Source organism: Kitasatospora sp. NPDC008050, assembly GCF_042957465.1.
Taxonomy (GTDB): domain Bacteria; phylum Actinomycetota; class Actinomycetes; order Streptomycetales; family Streptomycetaceae; genus Kitasatospora.
Genome location: NZ_JBIBIJ010000004.1, coordinates 1 through 21,307, shown reverse-complemented (window position 1 = coordinate 21,307; position 21,307 = coordinate 1). Strand labels below are relative to the sequence as shown.

Here is a 21,307-nt window from a genome sequence, read left to right as displayed (position 1 = left end):
GGCCGATCATCCTGTCACACCGCCATGAGCGCACCCTTCACGCTTTCACACGCCCGTCTCACGCCCTCCACGGAGCCGCCCTCCCCCGCGGATCCGCCCTTCACCCCACCGGCCAGGTGTGCACCGGCTCCCCGACGCGCATCAGCTCCATGTAGCGCCTGGTCATCGTGGCCAGCGCAGTCGCCTGGTCCATCCCGTAGCGCTCGCGCAGCTGGTGGACGGTGGCGGCCTGCCAGGCGGCACCGTTGGTCCGGCGCAGGCAGCGCTGCTCGATGATGCCCAGGTAGCGGTCCCGGTCGGCCGGCTGCACGCCCCACTCGTCCAGACCCTGGTGGGCCAGCGGCAGCAGTTCGCCGAGCACCAGGTCGACCACCGGCACCTCGGCGAGCGCGCCGCGTGCCCCGCGTCCCTGGCGCGGCCAGTACACGGCGGTGTCGATCCCGTAGCGTGCCGCGGTGTGGAAGTTCAGGTCGGCCCGGGCGAACGGCAGCCGGGTCCAGATCGGCCGGCTCTGCTCGGCCAGGACCCGGACCAGTCCGTAGTAGAAGGCCGCGTTGGCCAGGGTGTCGGCGACCGTGGGGCCGGCCGGCAGGCAGCGGTTCTCCACCCGCAGGTGCGGCACGCCGTCGGTCACGTCGTAGACCGGCCGGTTCCACCGATAGATGGTGCCGTTGTGCAGCCGCATCTCGGCGAGCCTTGGGATGCCGCCGCAGGAGAGCACCTTGGCCGGGTCCTCGTCGTCGCAGATCGGCAGCAGCGCGGGGAAGTACCGCAGGTTCTCGGCGAACAGCTCCGCCGCCGAGTCCACCCAGCGCTCGCCGAACCAGGTGATCGGGCGCACCCCCTGGGCCTTGAGTTCGGCCGAGCGGGTGTCGCAGGCCTGTTGGAAGAGGACCGGACGGGTCTCCCGCCACAGCTCGCGCCCGAACAGGAAGGGGGAGTTGGCCCCCAGCGCCACCTGGACGGCGGCGATCGCCTGGGCCGCGTTCCAGACCGGGGCGAAGCGGTCCGGGGTGACCTGCAGGTGCAGTTGCAGCGAGGTCGCCGCCGCCTCCGCCACCATGGTCACCGAGTCCAGCACCAGGTGCTCGACCCCCTCGATGTCCAGCGCGATGTCCTCACCACGGGCCGCCATGATCTGGTCGCTGAGCAGCGTGTAACGGTTGTTGTGCGACATCGAGTCCAGACCGGTGTGCTCGACCCCCAGGGTCGGCAGCACGCCGACCATGATGATCCGGGCACCGGCCTCGGCGGCCCGGCGGTCGGCATAGCGCAGACCGGTGTCGATCTCCTCGCGCAACTCCTCGAAGACATGGCCGCTGAGCCGGTGCGGGGCGATGTTGACCTCGATGTTGAACTTGCCCAGCTCGGTCTGGAAGTCGGCGGAGCCGATTGCCGCGAGCACCTGCTCGTTGTGCATCAGCGGCAGGCCCTGCTCGTCCGCCAGGTTCAGCTCGATCTCCAGGCCCAGGACGGCCCTGGGCCGGTCGAACCGGCCCTCGCGCAGCATCCGGTCCAGCGCCTCCTGACAGGACTGCAGTTTGCGTCGGTACTGCTGTCGGTCCGCCAGGTCGGCCCGGGTCGCGATGACCTTCTCCCCCACGGATACCCCCTTCGGCCGGTGTCACCGTGCCCAGCATCATGGTGCCCAGCATCATGCCCAGCCGGAAGATCGATACCCGATGCGCCTCTATGCCTTGCACCACAAGGGAACTGACGATTCCTCACCTGTTTCTCGACTTGCCGGTCACGACAGAAGGTGATAAACAGGTCACCCTGCGCACTTGTTCGAGTAGGCTTCGCGCTGCACGCCGCACCGGCCCCGGGCCGAAGCGGCTCTCTCGCTTGCCGCGTGGCCCTCTCGCGCGCTCAGCCCCGCGATCACGCCCAACCGGACCCGGCCCACTCGCGCCACGCCGGTATGCCGCTTTCGCACGCCGATCTCGCACGGAGAGGCGACCCGCCATGACCTTGCAAACGCCCCAGCCCCCGCCAAGTGCCCTGCGCGCCGTCCTGGCCGCCCTGAACTCCCATGCCGCCCTGCGGCAGGCCGGGGCCGCCGCGCTGCGCAGTCCCACCGGGCCGCTGCAGCCCTCCCATCCCCTGGCGGTCCACCAGCTGCCGCCCGGGACGGCGACGGCGCGCGCGCTGGCCGAGGCTCCGCGCACGGGTTGGCGGTTCCTGATCGAACACGGCGGCCAGGTGGTGGCGGCGGCCGAGGTGGTGAAGTCCACCGAGGGCCACAGCTTCGCGCACTTCGCGGCCGGGCCCTATCTCGACTCCACCATGCGGGCACTGGCCCAGGCCCGGCACCTGGTGCAGTCGCTGCGCACCAGCCATCAGGCGCGGCTGCTCTCGATGCCCGGGCACTACGCCACGGCGCTGTGGCTGCACGGCATCGACGCCGCACCGGAGGACGACCTGCTGATCCCGCTAGCCCCGGCCCCGCTGGGCGTGGCCGCGCACCGTGCCCATCCGGCGGGCGACCTGCTCGCGCTGCTCGCCCGCCCGGCCGCCGCGGCGCCGGTGCGGCCGGCCGCACCCGCTCCGTTGGCCGCGGCGGTGCCCGCGCTCTGAGTCGACCCGAACAGCCCACCCGAACGGACTACCCGAACGGACTACCTCGCAGCCACCCGGTCGAGTCATGGCCGGGTGGCCCGTTTTTGCGCCGCCGCCTGGTTTGGCCATCTGAATGGGTGATCTCTGCCCCGGAGTTGTGGCGCATGTCACCAAACAGCTGCGGGACGGCCTCCGGATGCCGACACTGGGAACTGCGTGGAAGGACCACCTGTCCTACCCACAGAAGCGCTGACTCACACCTGAGCCGGCGGGACAGGATCCGACCACCGTCAACGGCGTTCCGGGGCTCGTGGGGCCGCAGGGCTCAGGCCGGTGCCGCTGAGGGGGGCGGGATCGTTAGCGAAGCGGGGTACAACGATGTGCCAGCACCGACCTGAGTGTCCTTCGGCCGAGTCGGCCGACCGTGAGGCGGCCGTTCCGGTCGCCCGTCACCCCGAGCAGGGCTGGAGCCTGCTCTGCAACGGGGTCCTGCTGTTCGAGGACACCGGTGAGCTGCTGCCGGACGGCCGGGTGATCGCGCCGCACCGCTCGCGACTGGTCGCCGCCTGACAGCTCATCCGAGCCGGGTCATGGCCCCGCGCCACCAAGGCGCGGACATGACGAGGTCCCCTGCGGAATCTGCCGCAGGGGATCTCGTCATTCGCGCGGTCGATCAGTCCCGCAGTCGATCATTCGCGCGGCCGACGGCAGTCACGCAGCCGACGGCACCTCGCGCGGCCGACGGCCGCCCACCGGGGCGGCCGTCGGCTCACGCCGTCCGGCTCAGGAGCCGTACTCGTCCAGCGGCGGGCAGGAGCAGACCAGGTTCCGGTCGCCGTAGGCGCCGTCGATCCGGCTCACCGGCGGCCAGTACTTGTCCGCCGGGTTCACGCCCGCCGGGAAGACCGCCTCGTGCCGGCTGTAGCCGTGCGCCCAGTCGTCCGCCAGCGTGGCGGCGGTGTGCGGGGCGTTGCGCAGCGGGTTGTCGTCCGCGGCCCACGTGCCCGAACCGACCTTGTCGATCTCGGCCCGGATCTCGATCATCGCGGCGCAGAACCGGTCGATCTCGTGCAGGTCCTCGGACTCGGTGGGCTCGATCATCAGCGTGCCGGCCACCGGGAAGGACATGGTCGGGGCGTGGAAGCCGTAGTCGATCAGGCGCTTGGCGATGTCGTCCACGCTCACCCCCGTCTCCTTGGTGATCGGGCGCAGGTCGATGATGCACTCGTGGGCGACCAGGCCGCCGGGGCCGGTGTAGAGCACCGGGAAGTGCGGGGCCAGCCGCTTGGCGATGTAGTTGGCGTTCAGCACCGCGACCTGGGTGGCGCGCTTGAGGCCCTCGCCGCCCATCAGCCGCACGTACGCCCAGGAGATCGGCAGGATCGCCGCCGAGCCCCACGGCGCGGCCGAGATCGGGCCGACACCGGTGGCCGGACCGGCCTCGCTCTGCAGCGGGTGGTTGGGCAGGTACGGCGCCAGGTGCGCGCGCACCGCGACCGGGCCGACGCCCGGGCCGCCACCGCCGTGCGGGATGCAGAAGGTCTTGTGCAGGTTCAGGTGCGAGACGTCCGCGCCGAACTTGCCCGGCTTGGCCAGGCCGACCAGCGCGTTGAGGTTGGCACCGTCCACGTAGACCTGGCCGCCGGCCTCGTGCACCAGGGCGCAGATGTCGGTGATCTGGGTCTCGAAGACGCCGTGGGTGGAGGGGTAGGTGACCATCAGCACGGCGAGCTGCTCGCGGTGCTGCTCGATCTTGGCCTTCAGGTCCTCGACGTCCACGTCGCCGTCGGTCAGCGTCTTGACGACGACCACCCGCATGCCGGCCATCACGGCGGAGGCGGCGTTGGTGCCGTGCGCCGAGGCCGGGATCAGGCAGACCTCGCGCTGGGTGTCGCCGTTCGCCTGGTGGTAGGCGCGCACCGCGAGCAGACCGGCCAGCTCGCCCTGGGAGCCGGCGTTCGGCTGGATCGAGACGGCGTCGTAGCCGGTGACCTCGACCAGCTGCTGCTCGAGCTGGCGGATCAGGGTCAGGTAGCCCTGGGCCTGGTCGATCGGGGCGAAGGGGTGCAGCTGGCCGAACTCCGGCCAGGTGACCGCCTCCATCTCGGTGGTGGCGTTGAGCTTCATGGTGCAGGAGCCGAGCGGGATCATGCCGCGGTCCAGCGCGTAGTCCCGGTCCGAGAGGCGGCGCAGGTAGCGCAGCATCGCGGTCTCCGAGCGGTGGCTGTGGAAGACCGGGTGGGTGAGGTACTCGTCCTCGCGCAGCAGGCCGGCCGGCAGCGTCTCGGCGACCGAGTCCGCGTCCACGCCCGCGACGCCGAAGGAGGCCCAGACGGCGGCCAGGTGCTCGCGGGTGGTGGTCTCGTCGCAGGAGATCGAGACGGTGTCGGCGTCCACCTGGTAGAGGTTGATGCCCGCCTCGCGAGCGGTGGCGAGAACGGCGGCGGCCCGGCCCGGGACCTTCGCGGTGACGGTGTCGAAGAACGCCTCGTGGGCGAGCTCGACGCCGCCGGCCCGCAGGCCCGCGGCCAGCGCGGCGGCGTAGCGGTGGGTGCGGCGGGCGATGTCGGCCAGGCCGTCGGGGCCGTGGTAGACGGCGTACATCGAGGCCATCACGGCGAGCAGCACCTGGGCGGTACAGATGTTGCTGGTGGCCTTCTCACGGCGGATGTGCTGCTCACGGGTCTGCAGCGCCAGCCGGTAGGCGCGCTGGCCGTCGGCGTCCACCGAGACGCCGACCAGGCGGCCGGGCAGCGAGCGGGCGTACTCGGCACGCACCGACAGGTAGCCGGCGTGCGGGCCGCCGAAGCCCATCGGGACGCCGAAGCGCTGCGAGGTGCCGCAGGCGATGTCGGCGCCGAGCGAGCCGGGCGACTTGAGCAGGGTGAGCGCCAGCAGGTCGGCGGCGACCGCGACGATCGCGCCGAGCCCGTGCGCCTGCTCGATCACCGCGGCCAGGTCGCGCACCGCGCCGGAGGCGCCGGGGTACTGCAGCAGCACGCCGAAGACGCCGCCCTCGGCGATGTCGGCCGGGATGCCCTCGGACAGATCGGCGACGACCACCTCGACGCCGGTGGGCAGCGCGCGGGTCCGGATCACCGCGACGGTCTGCGGCAGGGTGTCGGCGTCGACCAGGAAGACACCGCCCTTGACCTTGGTGACCCGGCGGGCCAGCGCCATCGCCTCGGCCGCCGCGGTGCCCTCGTCGAGCAGCGAGGAGCCGGAGGTGGGCAGGCCGGTCAGGTCGGAGACCAGGGTCTGGAAGTTGAGCAGCGCCTCCAGGCGGCCCTGCGAGATCTCCGGCTGGTACGGGGTGTAGGCGGTGTACCAGGCCGGGTTCTCCATGACGTTGCGCAGGATCACCGGCGGGGTGAAGGTGCCGTAGTAGCCCAGCCCGATCATCGGGGTGAGCACCTGGTTCTGCCGGGCCAGCTCGCGCAGTTCGGCCAGCACCTGGGCTTCGCTGCGGCCGGCCGGCAGGTCCAGTCCGGTGATGCTGCGGATCGCCTCGGGGACGGCGGCGGCGGAGAGTTCGTCCAGCGAGCCGTAGCCGACCTGGGCCAGCATCTTCTCCTGGGCGGCGGCGTCGGGGCCGATGTGGCGGGACTCGAAGGGGCTGGCGGTTTCCAGCTCGGCGAGGGTGGCGGAGCTGCGGGGGCGACCGGCGGTCGGCTGGGCAGTCATGGTGGTCGAGGCCTCCTGGTCACGGACCGGCGGGGGCACGCACGCCGCGGGCCCGCGCCGCTGTGGAGAGCGGATGGACCTGGACGGGCGAGCCCGACAGGCCTCCCCCTCTGTCATCGGGACCTGAGAGCTTCGCCCGCGCGGGGCTGACGCCCCGCCGGCTTGCACCGTCGGTGAGGGTGGTGCCCGCCGGCTCCCTCGCCCGCGGCCCTGCCCTGCTTTCCAGAGTGACCTATCCCACACGGTACGGATGCCTGAGAGATTCCGGGGAGGGTTTGCTCCTTCGGCGCCCCAGTCCCCTCTGTTTCGAAGGGTGAGGACTCTCCCGAGCGGGTTCGGCGGTCGCGCCCAGGGTACCAGCGCGGACCTCTCGGACGACCGTGCAGGTGAGCGAATGTGCTCCCCCACTTGGCGCAGCCCGCGCACGGACGGCGGCGCTTGGCTCGCCGTCATCCGATCCGTGCCTTTTGGTGTGAATCGCAGGCAGCAGCCACAGGAGGATGAGGAAAGCGTGCAGACCGACATCGATCCCCGAGACCTGATCGGGCACAAGGCCGTCGACCGCAACGGCGACAAGATCGGCACGGTGGACGAGGTCTACCTCGACGACGCTACGGGTGAGCCCGAGTGGGCCGCCGTGCGCACCGGAATCTTCGGCCGGGACGCGTTCGTCCCGCTGACCACGAGCGAGTTCTCCGGTGAGGAGCTGCGCGTGCCGTACGACAAGTCACTGATCAAGGAGTCGCCGGACTTCGGCGTCGGCCAGCACCTCTCCCCCGCCCAGGAGCTCCAGCTCTACCGCTACTACGGCCTCGACTCCCCCGGCGCCGGCCGTACGGGTGAGCGGAACACCACCGCGAACGGTTCGCCCGGCTCGACGGACCTGGACTTCGGGGTGGCCGCCGGCGCCCCCGTGGCGGCCGCGGCGACCACCATGACGCGCAGCAACGGCTCGGCCGAGTCGGGCACCACCCAGCAGACCACCCAGCTGCCCCGGGCCCAGGGCGTCGCACCGTCGGCCCCGCCCACCATCGGGCTGGACAAGCCGGTCGAGCCGCCGCCGAGCCCCACCCCCGATCCGGTGCACACCGCGCCCAAGACCGGTGCCGACCACGGCCCGGCCACCAACGCCCCGCCCGGACCGGTGGAGCTGACGCTGCGCGAGGAGCGCCTGGAGATCGTCAACGAGTGGCACGTGCTGGGCACCGCCAAGCTGCGCAAGTACGTGGTGACCGAGCCGGTGGAGCGCCGGGTGCAGGTGGTGCGCGAACGGGTCCGGGTGGAGCGGGTGCCGGTCAGCGAGGCGGAGCGGGCCACCCTCACCGCGCAGGAGATCGCCGAGGCGGTCGAGGAGGTGACGCTGCGCGAGGAGCGCCCGGCGGTGCGCAAGTACGTGGCTCCGCTCGAACGGGTGCGCCTGGTGGTCGAGCGGTACACCGAGGAGAAGGTGATCCGCGACGAGCTGCGCCGTGAGCAGGTGGAGATCCACGACAGCACGGCGCCCGCCGCCCACACCCCGATGCCCGCCCCGCAGCAGGCGGGCGCCCCCACCGGCCGCGTCGGCTGACCCCTGACGGCCCGGCCGATCCGGGCCCGACCGCGGCCCGATCGGACGGCCCGGATCCGCGCGAGCGGGTCCGGGCCGTCGGCCTCGACAAAGCTTCAGCGCTAGATATTTGACAGAGTGAAGCACTTTCGGCATGGTTACTTCAGTTCATTGACTATCGCTGGCTTGAAGCAGCTGGAAAGCCGCTCAGCCCGTTTCTGAAGGAGCCACCGTGAGTGAGGCAGTCAAGCCCACCGCCTCGGCCGCGAAACCGAGCAGTGCCCGGGTGCTGCCCGCCCTGATCCTGGCGATGCTGGCCTACAGCGTCATCCAGACCGCGGTCGTGCCGATCCTGCCGTCGCTGGCCCTGGAGCTGAAGGTCTCCGGTTCCAACATCACCTGGCTGATGACCGCCAACCTGCTCTCGGCGGCCGTCCTGACCCCGCTGCTGGGCCGCTTCGGCGACCTGCGGGGCCGCAAGCCGATGCTGCTGATCTCGCTGGGCGGGCTGGTGCTCGGCTCCGGGCTCGCGGTGGCCACCCACTCCTTCAGCCTGCTGATCATCGCCCGCGTGCTGCAGGGCGCCGGCGGTGGCGTGCTGCCGCTGGCGATCAGCATCGTCCGCGACGAGCTGCCGCGCGAGAAGGTCACCGGCGGCGTCGCCGCGATCAGTGCCTCGATGGGTGTCGGCAGCGGCCTCGGCCTGGTCGCCACCGGCCTGCTGCTGGAGCACTGGGACTACAAGTCGATCTTCTGGATGGGCCTGGTCGCCGCGCTGCTCGCCATCGCCCTGGTGGTCGTGCGGGTGCCGAAGGACCCGGTGACCGACAAGAACGGCGGCGCCGACCCGCTGGGCGCCATCACCCTGGCCGGCTGGCTCTCCGCTCTGCTGATCGCGGTCAGCCGCGGCAACGAGTGGGGCTGGACCTCCACCAAGACGCTGGGCCTGTTCGCCGTCGCCGCCGTGGTCGCGCTGATCTGGGGCATCATCGAGGTCAAGGTCAAGCACCCGCTGGTCGACATGAAGATGATGGCCCGCCCGGCCGTCGCCTTCACCAACATCTCCGGCCTGCTCATCGGCTTCGGGATGTACGGCTCCTTCCTGGTGATCAGCAACTTCACCCAGACCCCCGAGAAGCTCGCGCACTACGGCTTCACCGCCAGCGTGCTGCACGCCGGGGTGCTGCTGCTGCCCTCCGCGGCCGGCTCGATGATCGCCGCCCCGGTCGGCGCGATGATGATCGGCCGCAGCGGCCCGCGCCTGCCGCTGGTGCTCGGCGGCCTGTTCGGTGCCGTCTCGATGGCCTACCTGGCCCTGCGGCACAGCGCCGAGGGTGACATCTACTTCGCCGCCGGTCTCTTCGGTCTCGGCGTCGGCCTGGCCTACGCGGCCATGCCCGCCTTCATCAACGGCGCCGTCCCGGCCGAGCAGAGCGGTATCGCCAACGGCATGAACGCGGTGCTGCGCACCGTGGGTGGTGCGATCGGCACCGCCGTGCTGGGCGCGGTCCTGACCGGCGACACCATGAAGTTCCCGCCGCAGATCGCCGCGATGATCAAGGTCCAGCTCCCGACCCTGGACGCCTACAAGCACGCCTACTGGATCACCGCCGTGATCTGCCTGATCGCCGCCGTGGTGCCGTTCGCGATCCGGACGGTCCGGACGGCCGCTCCCGCGGCCCCGGCCGGCGAGTCGGCCAACGCGCCGCAGCCCACCAAGACCAGCGCCTGACGCGCTGGGGCTCCCGCGGTGCACGACCGCAGGGAGCCCGCCCGGCACCGTCCAGGGATCGGCGGCGCCGGACCGTCGAACGCCCCACCCGAGCACCTCGGGTGGGGCGTTCGGCATTCCCCGACCCGGCCTGCCCCGACCCGGCATTCCCCGGCCCCGTGCCGGCCGGACCGGCCGGCAGCGGTGTCCGCCCGCCCGGCTACTCCGGCAGCGGACGCAGCGGCAGCGGCTCGGCCGGACTCAACGCCGGGTCGTCCACCAGGAGGGTGCGCACCCGGCCCGGCGGCGAATCGGGCGTCTCGAAGCGCACCGTCACCCGGCCGACCCCGCTGCCCTGCACCCAGCCGGCGCCGAACTCCTCGTGCCGCACGTCCTGGCCCGGCATCCAGATCCGGGTGCCCAGCGGCTGGTTCGCCCCCGCGGTCGGGGTCGGCGCGTCGGCGGGCTCGGCCGACTCGACCTCGACCGCCGCCTGCGCCGCGGCCTCCTGCGCCGCCTCGGCTGCCTCGGCTTCCTCGGCCGCCGCCTGGGCGAAGAGGTCCTCCTGGGTGAACTCCGCCAGCTGGGAGACGCCGACGCCGAGCAGCCGGATCCCGCCCGTCAGGTTGACCTGGGCGGCCAGCCGTCGGGCCGTGGCGGCGATCACCCGCTCGTCGTCGGTGGGCCCGCGCAGCGTCTCCGAGCGGGTCAGCGTGCTGAAGTCGAACCGGCGCACCTTGATCACCACCGTCCGCCCGGACCGCCCGGCCGCCCGCAGCCGGCGAACGCAGCGCGCGGCCAGCACGTCCAGTTCGTGCAGCACCTGGTCGCGATCGGCCAGGTCGACCTCGTAGGTGTCCTCCACGGAGACCGACTTGGCATCCCGGTCCGGGACCACGGCCCGGTCGTCCAGCCCGCGCGCCATCAGCGACACGCCGGCCCCATGGGCCTTCCCGAGCAGCCGGACCAGCTCGTCCTCGGACTGGTCCGCGACCTCGGCCACGGTCAGCAGCCCGGCCCGGCGCAACGCCTGCTCGGTGGCGGGGCCCACCCCCGGCAGCGCCCGCACCGACATCGGACCGAGCACCGCCCGCTCCTGGCCGGGCGCCACCAGCACCAGGCCGTCCGGCTTGGCCTGCTCGGAGGCGATCTTGGCCATCAGCTTCGAGCCGGCGGCCCCGATCGAGGCGGTCAGCCCGGTGCGGCGTTGGATGTCGGCCCGCAGGTCCTGGGCGATCGCCTCGACCAACGCGCTGCCCTCGGTGGGCGGCACCGCGGCCAGCGCCGCGCCGTAGGGGCCGGCGGTCAGATCCACATAGGCCTCATCCACACTCAACTGCTCGACCAGGGGCGACAGTTCACGCATCATCGCCATCACCTGCTCGCTGATCTCCCGGTAGGCGACGAACCGCGGCCACAGGTAGGCGGCGTTCGGGCACAGCCGGCGGGCCACCGCCATCGCCATCGCGGAGTGCACCCCGAACACCCGCGCCTCGTAGGAGGCGGTGGAGACCACGCCGCGGCCGCCCAGGCCGCCGACGACCACCGGCTTGCCGCGCAGGCTCGGCTTGGCCGCCTGCTCCACCGAGGCGAAGAAGGCGTCCATGTCGAGGTGGAGGATGCTCGGCACTGTCCGCACAAGTCGATCATCGCGCAGCGGTCTGACAAAGCAGCGCTCCGACGGAGCGGGAGCCCTGGAGGGCCGGAGGGCCGGACCGGACGGGCGCGCTCAGCCCGCCGGGTGCGCCGCGTCCGCCAGCGCCCGCGCCACGCCCTGGTCCCTGGGGCCGAGATCCGTCGGGTCCGGGTGGAAGAGCGCACTGAGCGCCGCCTTCTCCGCCCCCGGCAGCTCCCGCAGCCCGCCGTAGTACCAGGTGGTGTCCCGAGTCTCGGGCACTCCCACAGCGTAGGAGTCGATGCCCGCCGCCCGGCAGAGCGCCAGCGCCCGGCGCACGTGGTAGTCCTGGCTGACCAGCACCGCGTGGTCGACGCCGAAGATCCGCCGGGCCCGGGCGCAGGAGTCCCAGGTGTCGAAGCCCGCGTAGTCGCGCACCACCCGCACCGGCGGCACCCCGCGCGCGACCAGGTAGTCGTACATCGTGCCGGGCTCGTTGTAGTCGGGCCGGCTGTTGTCGCCGGTGACCAGGATCGCCTGGACCTTGTGCGCCTGGTAGAGCTGCAGGGCGGCGTCCAGCCGGTGCGCCAGGTAGTCGGAGGGCTGCCCGTTCACCACCCCGGCGCCGAAGACCACCGCGACCGGCTCGGCCGGCACGTCCGCCACGGTGCGGATCCGGGAGTCCTCCGTGCCGAACAGCCAGGCGCTGGGCAGCAGCGCGACCGCGCTGAGCAGCACCAGGCTCTGGAAGACCCGCCGCTGCCGCCGGCGCCCCCGCAGCAGCCCGCTCACCCGTATGCCACGCACGATCCGTCCGCCCCTGGTCGACCAAGATCCATCACCAGGGCGGACGACCGGCCGGACCCGGACGGTTCCGCGCCGGGCCGACCGGTGTCACGGCCGCCGCTGTACGGGTCAGACCGCGCGGTTGCGCCGCTGGGCCAGCTCGTCGGCCGGATCGTGCCCGAGCAGCGTCTCGCCGGTGTCGGTGCGCTCGGCGTGCAGCCGGGAGAGAGTGCCCTCCAGCTCCTGCGCCACCGCGCCCACCGCGATGCCGAACATCCCCTGACCACCCTTCAGCAGGTCGACCACCTGCTGCGGCGAGGTGCACTCGTAGACCGTCGCCCCGTCACTCATCAGGGTCAATCCGGAGAGCGCGGCCACCTCGGCGGACTGCAGATGGGTGACGGCCACTCGGATGTTCTGCAGCGATACGCCGGCGTCCAGCAACCGCTTGACGATCTTGAGGATCAGGATGTCCCGGAAGCTGTAGAGCCGCTGCGCACCCGTCGGGTACGAGGCCCGCACGCTCGGCTCCAGCAGGCCGGTCCTGGCCCAGTAGTCGAGCTGGCGGTAGGTGATGCCCGCCGCCGAGCAGGCCGTCGGCCCGCGATAGGCCAGCGGCCCCGGGGCCGGGGCGATCCGCTCGACGGCCGGCTGGCCGGGCTGGACCGCGGGAAAACGACCGACTCTGGGCAGTTCGGCAACGGTCTCGACCGCCGGGGTCTCCCAGGAGCGGCCGATCATCGTCCGGTTGCCACGTGGCAGGTGGAGGGCGCACGGGCCTCCCACGGCCGCCTCATCGCCGCTGCTGCTCATGCCAACCTCCGTCCACTCGTGCGCCGGGCGCCCGGATCAGGTCATCCCGGCGGCCACCCCTGACGGTAGGCAGTCGTCCAAGACGCGTCAACGATCGCCACGCCGGGTTGGCGAAACCGAATCACTCCGGAGAGTGGTTTCGCGTGCCCCCAGTGTGGGTAGGACCGGACACTTTGGCAAAACAACTGATCGACTTCTGCTCGGGCACCGGACCGCTCGGCCCGCAGCAGACCCCTCGACGGCCGGACCGCGACTACTGCGCGCTGCCGCCGAAGTCCTCCGGCGAGACCTGGTCGAGGAACTCGCGGAACTTCTCGACCTCGTCCTCCTGCTCGTCCGGGATCGCGATGCCGGCCTCGGCCAGCACCTCCTCCGCCCCGAAGATCGGGGTCCCGGTGCGCAACGCCAGTGCTATCGCGTCGGAGGGCCGCGCACTGACCTCGACGCCGCCGGTGAAGACCAACTCGGCGTAGAAGACGCCCTCGCGCAGGTCGGTGATCCGCACCTCGGTGAGCTGCTGACCCAACGCCTCCAGCACGTCCTTGAACAGGTCGTGGGTCAGCGGTCGCACGGGCGTCATGCCCTGCTGGGCGAAGGCGATCGCGGTCGCCTCGCCTGGGCCGATCCAAATCGGCAAGTACCGATCACCCCCCACTTCGCGCAGCAGGACGATCGGCTGGTTGGAGGGCATCTCCACCCGGACACCTACGACGTCGAGCTCATTCACAAGGCAACCCTATGGCCCCGCTCCGAGATATGAAAGCGCGGCCGGTCCCCGCACACGGGCGCGCCGCACCGGGCGGGCCCGCGACCCGCACTACCAGGGCTTGTCCGACAGGCCCTGGGCCCGCAGCCCGGCCTGGACCATGGTGGCGTGCAGCCGCACCGCCAGGGTGGCCAGCTCACGGGCGGTGGTCTCGGCATGCGCCCTGGTCTGCGGGTTGCGGTGGCGGCGCAGCGGGGCGACCACCTGGTCCACCAGCGCGATCTCGCGCTCCGCGGCGGCCTTCACCTGGCGCAGGTGGCGCGGTTCGAGGCCGAACCGGCCCAGCTCCGCCACCAGACGGGCGATCTGCAGGGTGTCGGCGTCATAGCCGCCGTCCGGTCCCGCCAGCACCAGGCCGTAGGACTCCCAGGCGGCCAGGTCCCGCTCCTCGGCCCCGGCGGCGGCCAGCAGCTCGGCCCGGCCCAGCCGCACCCCGGAGGTCGGGCCCGAGGCCGCGACCAGCTCGCGGTCCGCCTCCTCCAACGGCCCGGGGCGGGAGTCCGCCGCCGGCAGGGCCGGCGGGGCCTCCCCACGCTCGATCGCGTCCAGATGCTCGCGGATCACCCGCAACGGCAGGTAGTGGTCGCGCTGCATGCGCAGCACGTAGGCGAGCCGCTCGACGTCGGCCGGGCCGAACTTGCGGTAGCCCGAGGGCGTGCGCTGCGGCTCGACCAGGCCCTCCGCCTCCAGGAAGCGGATCTTGGAGATGGTGACTTCCGGGAAGTCCTCGCGCAGGAAGGCGAGCACCGCGCCGATGCTCAGCAGCTCACCGCCACGCGGTTCGGCCGCCCGGGGCACGAGGCCGCCGGGTCGACGCTGGGGGGTCACGGTCTGATTCGAGGTCACTCGCGCTCTCCTGCCGCCGTCGTGGTGCCGAATCCCCCCGCCGTCCGCCCGTGCCCCGTGCCCTGCCGGTGTCTCAGTACCGCTGAGGTCCCGCGAAGAAGACCAGTCGGTACTTGCCGATCTGCACCTCGTCACCGTTGTTCAGACCGACCTCGTCGATCCGCTCCCGGTTGACGTACGTCCCGTTCAGGCTGCCGACGTCCGCGACGGTGAAACCACCCGGGCGGCGGCGGAACTCCACGTGCCGGCGCGAGACGGTGACGTCGTCGAGGAAGATGTCGCCCTGCGGGTGCCGACCGGCGGTGGTGACGTCCGCGTCCAGCAGGAAACGGCTGCCGGAGTTCGGACCGCGCTGGACGATCAGCAGCGCGGAGCCCGGGGGCAGCGCGTCGATCGCGGCCAGCACCTCGGCCGAGAGCGCCGGGGTGGCCCCGGTGCCGGTGGCCGTGGGGTCGTAGGACTCCAGGCCGGAGATCGAGATGGTCGAGGTGGTCTCGGCCGGCATCTCCGGCGCACCGCCGCGCAGCGGGCTGCCGCAGTTGTTGCAGAACCTGGCGGTGGCCGGGTTCTGGTTGCCGCACCGAGGGCAGACGATCGGGCCGGTCATGTTCGCAGCCTCCTGGCGCGGTACTCCCCCTGGGACATGCCCGGCATAGGACTCCGGGGCAAACCCTCCACCAGAGGTTGAGGGTCCTGACGGGAAACCTATGCGCGGGGCGCCCGAAGGGTCAACCGACGCGCCGTAGCCCGAGTCGCGGAAGAGCGGGCGCTCACCGGCCGGCTGGTAGCCCTCCTGCGGGGCGCCGCGCATCCCGGGGACCTGGCCCGCCTCGTCCTCCTCGCGCCGATGGCGCGCGGTGGGCATTTCCACCGCCGCGCGACGGCGGTTGGAGCGGCCGAACAGCTTCGAGAAAAAACTCACGGGCGAATCCCCTTGCGTGAAACAGACCCGCCCGCGGGGCAGGGTGAGAACCTCGGACAGGCGGCGAGCCCGGCGTCCGGCCGGGGCTGCGGGAGTGGTACTGAACAGTCTGACCGACGCCGTTCCGGTGGTCTGCACCGGGGGGCGCTCAGCCGCGCAGGTGGGAAGTGGTCCAGCCGACGGGGCGTCAGACGGATCGGATGGTTCCTCACTTCGCCGCCGGCTTGGCGAACTGCGCCGATCCGGGCACGGCCAGCGCGTCCACCGTCACCTTCTGCTGCTCCGAGATGTTGGTGCCCACTTGCTCCTTCTCCAAAGTACGGACGATGCCACCCGGAATGTTCAGAGCGGGCGTCAGATCCTGCGGATTGCCGATCACCGTGAAGCGGTACGGCTGCGCGACCTTCTTCCCGTCGATCGCCACCCCGCCCGAGGGCAGGTCGGTGAAGTAGGTGTGCGCCACCACTCGGACCTCGTTGATCTGAATCGCCTCCGCCCCCGCAGCTCGGAGTTCCTGCAGGGTGTCCAGCAGCATATCCGCCTTGACCTGCCCCTGGGGGTCATCGACAGTCAGTACGATCCCCGGCCCGCTGGCCTTGACGGTGCCGGCCAGCACACCCAGCTCCAGCGCCTTCTGCCGGGTCTGCTCCTGAGCCTCCTTGGCCTGGTTCGAGCTGTTCTCCAACTGGGTCAGGGACTGGTCCAGTTGGGCCTTCTCCTGTTGCAGACGCTGCTGGCGGCTGTCCAGTTCGTCCAGGATCCGGACCAGGTCCTCCTGGCGGGCACCGCGCAGCGCGCTGTGGTCGTTGGTGCTGCGTACCTGGATCGCCAGGCCCAGGCCCAGCGCGAAGAGCAGCAGGGCCACCACCAGCTGACCGCGGGACAGGCGCGGCGGCCAGAGCGCCTTGCGCAGGCGCCCGCGGCCGTCGAGCGGCGGCCGCGCGGAGGCGGGCGGCTCGGCCGTCTCGTTCTCGGCGGGCTCGTCCTCGACGGGAGCCTCCGCGACCGGGGCCTGCTCCTCGGCGGGCTCGTCCGTGGCGGGTTCGCTCGCGGTGGGTTCGTCGGCGACCGGCTCGTCGGTGTCGGGTCCGCCGGTGTCAGGTTCGTCGATCGCGGGCCTGCCGCTCTCGGGCGCCGTCGCGTCGCCCTCCCCCGGCTCGCGCGGTTCGTCCGGTGTCCCGTCCTGTGTCACGTCTCGCCCCGGCCTCAGGCGCGGAACACATGGCGCCGGATGGCAGCCGCGTTCGAGAAGATCCGGATGCCCAGCACCACGACCACACCGGTGGACAGCTGCGACCCCACGCCCAGCTGGTCCCCGAGGAAGACGATCAGCGCGGCCACCACCACGTTGGACAGGAAGGAGACCACGAAGACCTTGTCGTCGAAGATCCCGTCCAGCATCGCCCGCACCCCGCCGAAGACGGCGTCCAGCGCGGCCACCACCGCGATCGGCAGATACGGGACGACGGCGGCCGGCACCGAGGGCTGCACGAAGAGTCCGGCGACGACCCCGGCCACCAGGCCCAGTACGGCGATCACGGCTTGGATGCTCCTGTCGTTGAAGGCGAGGGGCCTATGGAGGCTATGGAAGAAGGCGTAGCGGAACCGGGTGCCGGGCTGGTGGAGGGCGCCGGTGTGGGCCCGGCCGTCGGACCCTCGTCGGGCGTGGCCAGCCGCAGCGTGAAGCCGACCGCTCCCGGCAGGTCCAACGAGTGCTGCGGGCCGGCGGTCGCTTTGATCCCGTAGCTGTCCTCCAAAAGCCGGAGGTACTGGCCGCCCATGCTGTCCTGGAAGGCGCCCGGCAGCCGCTTCTCGTCCCCCACCGCCAACACCGTGTACGGCGGCACCAGCGGCCGGTTGTCGACCAGGATCGCGTCACCGGCGGCACGGATCGCCGAGAGCGCGGTGAGCCGCTGTCCGTTCACCGCGATCGCCTCCGCGCCGGCCTGCCAGAGACCGTTGACGATCAGTTGCAGGTCACGGTCGTGCAGCCGCTCGCCGCTGAAGTTGTCGGCGGTGCGCGGGTCGACCCCGCCGCCTCCCGTATCGGAGGCGTCGTCGAGGACCAGCTTGAAACCGGGGCCCTTGACCGCGCCCGTGCCCACCGCGGAGGTCAGCGCGGCGAGGGCGGCGTCGTCGCCGTTCTCCTTCAGGGCACGCCGCTGCTCCTGGTCGACCTGGGCCCGGGTCGCCTCGACCTGCGCCTGCAGCTTGTCGTCGGCCGTGGTGCCGTCGGTGACCCGCTGGACCAGCGCGTCGTGCTGCTTGGCCAGCGCGGGCTCGGCCTCGTGGGCGTTGACCCCACTGACCGTCACCACGACGGCCGCCAGGGCCAGGCCGACCGCGAGCACCAGACGGCCCCTGGCGGTGGTGGGCAGCCGACGGCGACCCACCTCGCCCCGCGCCCGGGCGGCGGCCGCGTAGCCCTCGTCCAGGCTCTGGTCCATCACGGTGGTCAGCAACGTCATCGAGGCGTCAGGGCGGGAGAACCGCCCGTTTCCCCTGCTCGGTGGCCGCGTCACTGACATGCGGGACATCGTCCCACGACCCCGCGGCCCGCCACGACCAGCCCCCGACGTCAGGGACCGGCCGCGACGGGCCGCGCGGTCAGGCCTGGCTCAGCGTCCGGCGCCGTCCACCACCGCTGCCCACTCCTCCAGCAGGCTCTGGGTCGCCTCGTCGTCGGGACCCTCGGCCCACAGGTGGGTGACCGCCTCCGCCGGGTCGGGCAGCACCAGGGTCCAGCGGCCGTCGGGCTCGACCACCCGAACACCGTCGGTGGTGTCCAGCAGCCGGTTGCCCGCCGCCTCCACCACCGAGCGCATCACCATGCCCTTGGCCGCCCACGGGGTGGCCACGTCACGGCGCTGCATGTGGGCCTGCGGAATCCGCGCGTCGATCTGACTGAGTGTCAGCTGGGTGCGGGCCACCAGGCCGACCAGCCGGACGAAGGCCGCCGCCCCATCGAGCACCCCGCTGAACTCGGGGACCACGAAGCCGCCCCGGCCGTCCCCGCCGAAGATCGTGCCCTCGGCGGCGGCCGCCTTGGCGAGGTCGTCCGGCGAGGTGCTGGTCCAGGTGACCTGGGTGCCGTGGTACGCCGCGACCTGCTCGGCGATCCGCGTGGTGGTCACCGGCAGCGCGGCCTGGCCGCTGCGCCGCTCGGCGGCGACCAGGTCGAGCAGGACCAGCAGCGCCCGGTCGTCCTCGATCACCCGGCCCAGCTCGTCCACGAAGGAGACCCGCTCGCCCACCGGGTCGAACCGCACCCCGAAGGCCGCACGGGAGGAGGCCACCAGGGCGCCGAGCCGGGCCAGGCCCGCCCGCCGCTCCTCGGCGTCCTCGGTGGGCCTGGCCTCGTCCAGACCGCTGCTGACAGTCAGCGCCTCGACCCCGAGCCGGCCCAGGATGCTGGGCAGGACCAGGCCGGCGCTGCCGTGCGCGGTGTCCACCACCACCTTGAGCCCGGCCTCGCGCACACCCGTGGTGTCGATCGCCCGCAGCAGGTTGCCCGCGTAGGAGTCGAAGACGCTGGACGGGAAGGTCAGGTCACCGATCTCGCCCGGGAACGCCCGGCGGTACTCCTGGCGGGCGTAGACCCGGTCCAGCTTGCGCTGGCCGGCCTGCGAGAGATCGGCGCCGCGCTCGTCGAAGAAGAGGATGTCGAGCGAGTCCGACACACCGGGCGTGGTGCGCAGGAAGATCCCGCCGGCACTGCCACGCGCGGTGTGCTGACGGGCCACCGGCAGCGGCACGTTCTCCAGGTCCCGGACGTCGATGGCACTGGTCTGCAGGGCCGAGATCATCGCCCGTTTGAGCGCACGGGCACCACGCGAGTGGTCACGCGCGATGGTGACGGTCGCCCCCTTCTTCAGGGTGGTCGCGTACGCGCCGGCCAGCCGCACGGCCAGCTCCGGGGTGATCTCGACGTTGAGGATGCCGGAGACGCCGCGCGCCCCGAACAGGTGCTCCTGGCCGCGCGACTCCCAGATCACCGAGGTGTTGACGAAGGCGCCGGCCTCGATGGTCTTGAACGGGTAGACCCGCACCCCGCCGGCGATGATCGACTCCTCGCCGATCAGGCACTCGTCGCCGATGACCGCGCCGTCCTCGATCCGGGCCGCGCGCATCACATCGGTGTTCTTGCCAACCACACAGCCGCGCAGGTTGGTCTGCGGCCCGATGTAGACGTTGTCGTGGATCACGGCCTTGTGCAGGAACGCGCCGCGTTTGACCACGACGTTGCTGCCGAGCACCGTGTGCTCGCGCAGCTCCACACCGGCCTCCACCTTGGCGTAGTCGCCGATGTAGAGCGGACCGCGCAGGATCGCCTCCGGATCCACCTCGGCGCCCTCGGCGACCCAGACGCCCGGCGAGATCTCGAAGCCGTCCAGCTCGACGTCGACCTTGCCCTCCAGGACGTCGGCCTGCGCCTTGCCGTAGCTCTCGTGCGTGCCGACGTCCTCCCAGTAGCCCTCGGCCACGTACCCGTAGACCGGCTTGCCCTCCTTGAGCAACTGGGGGAAGACGTCACTCGACCAGTCCACCGACTGCCCCGCCGCGACGTAGTCGAAGACCTCGGGCTCCATGACGTAGATCCCGGTGTTCACGGTGTCCGAGAAGACCTGCCCCCAGGTGGGCTTCTCCAGGAAGCGCTCGACCCGGCCCTCGTCGTCGACGATCGTGATTCCGAATTCCAGCGGGTCGGGAACCCGGGTGAGGCAGACCGTGACCAGAGCTCCCTTGCTCCGGTGAAAAGCGATCAACTCGGAAAGATCAAAATCGGTGAGGGCGTCTCCGGAGATCACCAGAAAGGAGTCGTCGCGTAGTGCGTCCTCGGCGTTCTTGACACTGCCCGCGGTGCCGAGCGGAATCTCCTCGTTCGCATAGCTGAGGCTCATACCGAGTTCCTCGCCGTCGCCGAAGTAGTTCTTCACCAGCGACGCAAGGAACTGCACGGTGACGACCGTATCGGTGAGGCCATGCCGCTTGAGCAGCCGAAGCACGTGCTCCATGATCGGGCGATTGGCCACCGGTAGGAGCGGCTTCGGCATACTCGAAGTCATCGGGCGGAGACGAGTTCCCTCGCCTCCTGCCATCACAACGGCTTTCATTGCGGGTGCGTCCTCCTTCGCGGCAATGGACTCGCCGTCCATCAAACCGTTCCAGGACACCTCTACCCGGCAAAAATGATCCGACGCGCGGAAGCACGGGTTAACTACGCCACGATTACGGCGTGTCGGGTACCGCGTCTCATACCGTGGTCACGCCGGCCGCCTTGACGATCTGCCTGGTCTGCACGGCATAGAGGATGCCGGCCCACCAGTACAGCACCGTGCCCCACCAGATGAACGCCCAGCTGACGGCGTTCGCCGTGCTGTGGAACCAGCCCTCCCCCTGCCCGAGCAGCAGGAGCGGGAAGCCGTACATCAGATTGAAGGTGGCCGCCTTCCCCAGAAAGCTGACCTGCAGCGGCCCGTACCCGTGACGGTTGAGAATGGGCAGCAGGGAACTGATGAAGAGGTCGCGGGCCAGCAGGATGCCGGTCAGCCACCACGGCAGGATCCCGCGCCAGGTCAGCCCGAGCAGGGTGGAGAGTACGAACAGCCGGTCCGCCAGCGGATCGAGGATCTGCCCGATCCGGCTGATCTGCCCCCATCGGCGAGCCAGCTTGCCGTCCAGGTAGTCGCTGACACCACTGAACATCAGGATCGCCAATGCCCAGCCGTCGTTGTTCGGTCCCCCGAACTCAGGCCAGAGGATGAGCCAGAGGAAGACCGGGACCCCGACCAGCCTCGCCATGCTGAGCAGGTTGGGGATGGTGAGGACGCGGTCGGTCTGGACGCGCGTCTCCTGGACCTCCACCCGGAGCCTCCTGTCGTACGGTGACGTTGCGGGCAAGACTTTACCCGGCACCGCCGCTAAACGCGAAGAAGCCCCCTTCCTGACGGAAGGGGGCTTCTTCTGAATGATTGTTCGGCGGCGTCCTACTCTCCCACAGGGTCCCCCCTGCAGTACCATCGGCGCTATGAGGCTTAGCTTCCGGGTTCGGAATGTAA

General features: G+C 71.5%; 17 protein-coding genes, 1 rRNA gene and 1 riboswitch. Of the genes, 4 read left to right on the top strand and 14 right to left on the bottom strand.

The window, feature by feature from the left end:
- Positions 1 to 100 precede the first annotated feature (100 nt).
- A complete protein-coding gene (locus tag ACFZB9_RS09395; protein ID WP_391445231.1) occupies positions 101 to 1,603 on the bottom strand; it encodes a glutamate-cysteine ligase family protein in 1,503 nt (500 codons plus the stop codon).
- 362 nt (positions 1,604 to 1,965) lie between these two features.
- Here ACFZB9_RS09395 and ACFZB9_RS09390 point away from each other — a divergent pair, with 362 nt between their 5' ends.
- Both ACFZB9_RS09390 and ACFZB9_RS09385 read left to right on the top strand, forming a co-directional pair.
- Positions 1,966 to 2,577, top strand: coding sequence for a hypothetical protein (locus tag ACFZB9_RS09390; RefSeq protein WP_391445229.1), 612 nt, complete (start codon positions 1,966 to 1,968; stop codon positions 2,575 to 2,577).
- Between the two features lie 360 nt (positions 2,578 to 2,937).
- Positions 2,938 to 3,129, top strand: a complete 192-nt coding sequence (locus ACFZB9_RS09385) for a DUF5999 family protein (protein WP_327070284.1) — start codon at positions 2,938 to 2,940, stop codon at positions 3,127 to 3,129.
- A gap of 213 nt (positions 3,130 to 3,342) precedes the next feature.
- On the opposite strand, the gene gcvP is transcribed toward ACFZB9_RS09385, so the two are convergent.
- Positions 3,343 to 6,243, bottom strand: coding sequence for an aminomethyl-transferring glycine dehydrogenase (gene gcvP / locus ACFZB9_RS09380; RefSeq protein WP_391445227.1), 2,901 nt, complete (start codon positions 6,241 to 6,243; stop codon positions 3,343 to 3,345).
- A 232-nt stretch (positions 6,244 to 6,475) separates the two neighbouring features.
- Positions 6,476 to 6,581, bottom strand: a riboswitch (glycine riboswitch).
- A gap of 173 nt (positions 6,582 to 6,754) precedes the next feature.
- Here gcvP and ACFZB9_RS09375 point away from each other — a divergent pair.
- Both ACFZB9_RS09375 and ACFZB9_RS09370 read left to right on the top strand, forming a co-directional pair.
- Positions 6,755 to 7,810: a PRC and DUF2382 domain-containing protein gene (locus ACFZB9_RS09375; protein WP_391445226.1), complete on the top strand. Its 1,056-nt coding sequence runs from the start codon at positions 6,755 to 6,757 to the stop codon at positions 7,808 to 7,810.
- Positions 7,811 to 8,021: 211 nt separating this feature from the next.
- Positions 8,022 to 9,521 (top strand): MFS transporter, encoded by a 1,500-nt coding sequence (locus tag ACFZB9_RS09370; RefSeq protein WP_391445224.1) that lies wholly within the window; start codon positions 8,022 to 8,024, stop codon positions 9,519 to 9,521.
- A 199-nt stretch (positions 9,522 to 9,720) separates the two neighbouring features.
- Here the strand turns inward: ACFZB9_RS09370 and ACFZB9_RS09365 are convergent, their stop codons facing one another.
- The 12 genes from ACFZB9_RS09365 to rrf all read right to left on the bottom strand — a co-directional run.
- Complete coding sequence (locus ACFZB9_RS09365; RefSeq protein WP_391445223.1) at positions 9,721 to 11,139, bottom strand: DNA polymerase IV; 1,419 nt, start codon at positions 11,137 to 11,139, stop codon at positions 9,721 to 9,723.
- 90 nt (positions 11,140 to 11,229) lie between these two features.
- Positions 11,230 to 11,922 carry a vancomycin high temperature exclusion protein gene (locus tag ACFZB9_RS09360; RefSeq protein ID WP_391445222.1) on the bottom strand — a complete coding sequence of 231 codons (693 nt, stop codon included), beginning with the start codon at positions 11,920 to 11,922 and terminating at the stop codon, positions 11,230 to 11,232.
- Between the two features lie 108 nt (positions 11,923 to 12,030).
- Positions 12,031 to 12,714, bottom strand: a complete 684-nt coding sequence (locus tag ACFZB9_RS09355; RefSeq protein ID WP_391445220.1) for a MerR family transcriptional regulator — start codon at positions 12,712 to 12,714, stop codon at positions 12,031 to 12,033.
- Between the two features lie 253 nt (positions 12,715 to 12,967).
- Entirely contained in the window at positions 12,968 to 13,441 is a 474-nt protein-coding gene (locus ACFZB9_RS09350) for a bifunctional nuclease family protein (protein WP_327070278.1), read from the bottom strand.
- A 90-nt stretch (positions 13,442 to 13,531) separates the two neighbouring features.
- On the bottom strand, positions 13,532 to 14,242 hold the full coding sequence (locus tag ACFZB9_RS09345; protein ID WP_391445913.1) for a MerR family transcriptional regulator: 711 nt from the start codon (positions 14,240 to 14,242) through the stop codon (positions 13,532 to 13,534).
- A 157-nt stretch (positions 14,243 to 14,399) separates the two neighbouring features.
- Positions 14,400 to 15,248 carry an FHA domain-containing protein gene (locus ACFZB9_RS09340; RefSeq protein WP_391445217.1) on the bottom strand — a complete coding sequence of 283 codons (849 nt, stop codon included), beginning with the start codon at positions 15,246 to 15,248 and terminating at the stop codon, positions 14,400 to 14,402.
- Between the two features lie 208 nt (positions 15,249 to 15,456).
- Complete coding sequence (locus tag ACFZB9_RS09335; RefSeq protein ID WP_391445215.1) at positions 15,457 to 16,440, bottom strand: DUF881 domain-containing protein; 984 nt, start codon at positions 16,438 to 16,440, stop codon at positions 15,457 to 15,459.
- A gap of 14 nt (positions 16,441 to 16,454) precedes the next feature.
- Positions 16,455 to 16,787 (bottom strand): small basic family protein, encoded by a 333-nt coding sequence (locus ACFZB9_RS09330; protein WP_327070276.1) that lies wholly within the window; start codon positions 16,785 to 16,787, stop codon positions 16,455 to 16,457.
- The gene (locus ACFZB9_RS09325; protein WP_391445212.1) at positions 16,784 to 17,716 is read right to left on the bottom strand and encodes a DUF881 domain-containing protein; all 933 of its coding nucleotides are present in this window, start codon (positions 17,714 to 17,716) and stop codon (positions 16,784 to 16,786) included. Before ACFZB9_RS09325 ends, ACFZB9_RS09330 begins: the two co-directional genes overlap by 4 nt.
- A gap of 150 nt (positions 17,717 to 17,866) precedes the next feature.
- The gene (locus ACFZB9_RS09320) at positions 17,867 to 20,362 is read right to left on the bottom strand and encodes a sugar phosphate nucleotidyltransferase (protein WP_391445210.1); all 2,496 of its coding nucleotides are present in this window, start codon (positions 20,360 to 20,362) and stop codon (positions 17,867 to 17,869) included.
- Between the two features lie 139 nt (positions 20,363 to 20,501).
- The gene (locus ACFZB9_RS09315; RefSeq protein ID WP_391445208.1) at positions 20,502 to 21,113 is read right to left on the bottom strand and encodes a CDP-alcohol phosphatidyltransferase family protein; all 612 of its coding nucleotides are present in this window, start codon (positions 21,111 to 21,113) and stop codon (positions 20,502 to 20,504) included.
- A 109-nt stretch (positions 21,114 to 21,222) separates the two neighbouring features.
- Positions 21,223 to 21,307, bottom strand: a 5S ribosomal RNA gene (rrf, locus tag ACFZB9_RS09310); the annotation flags it as partial.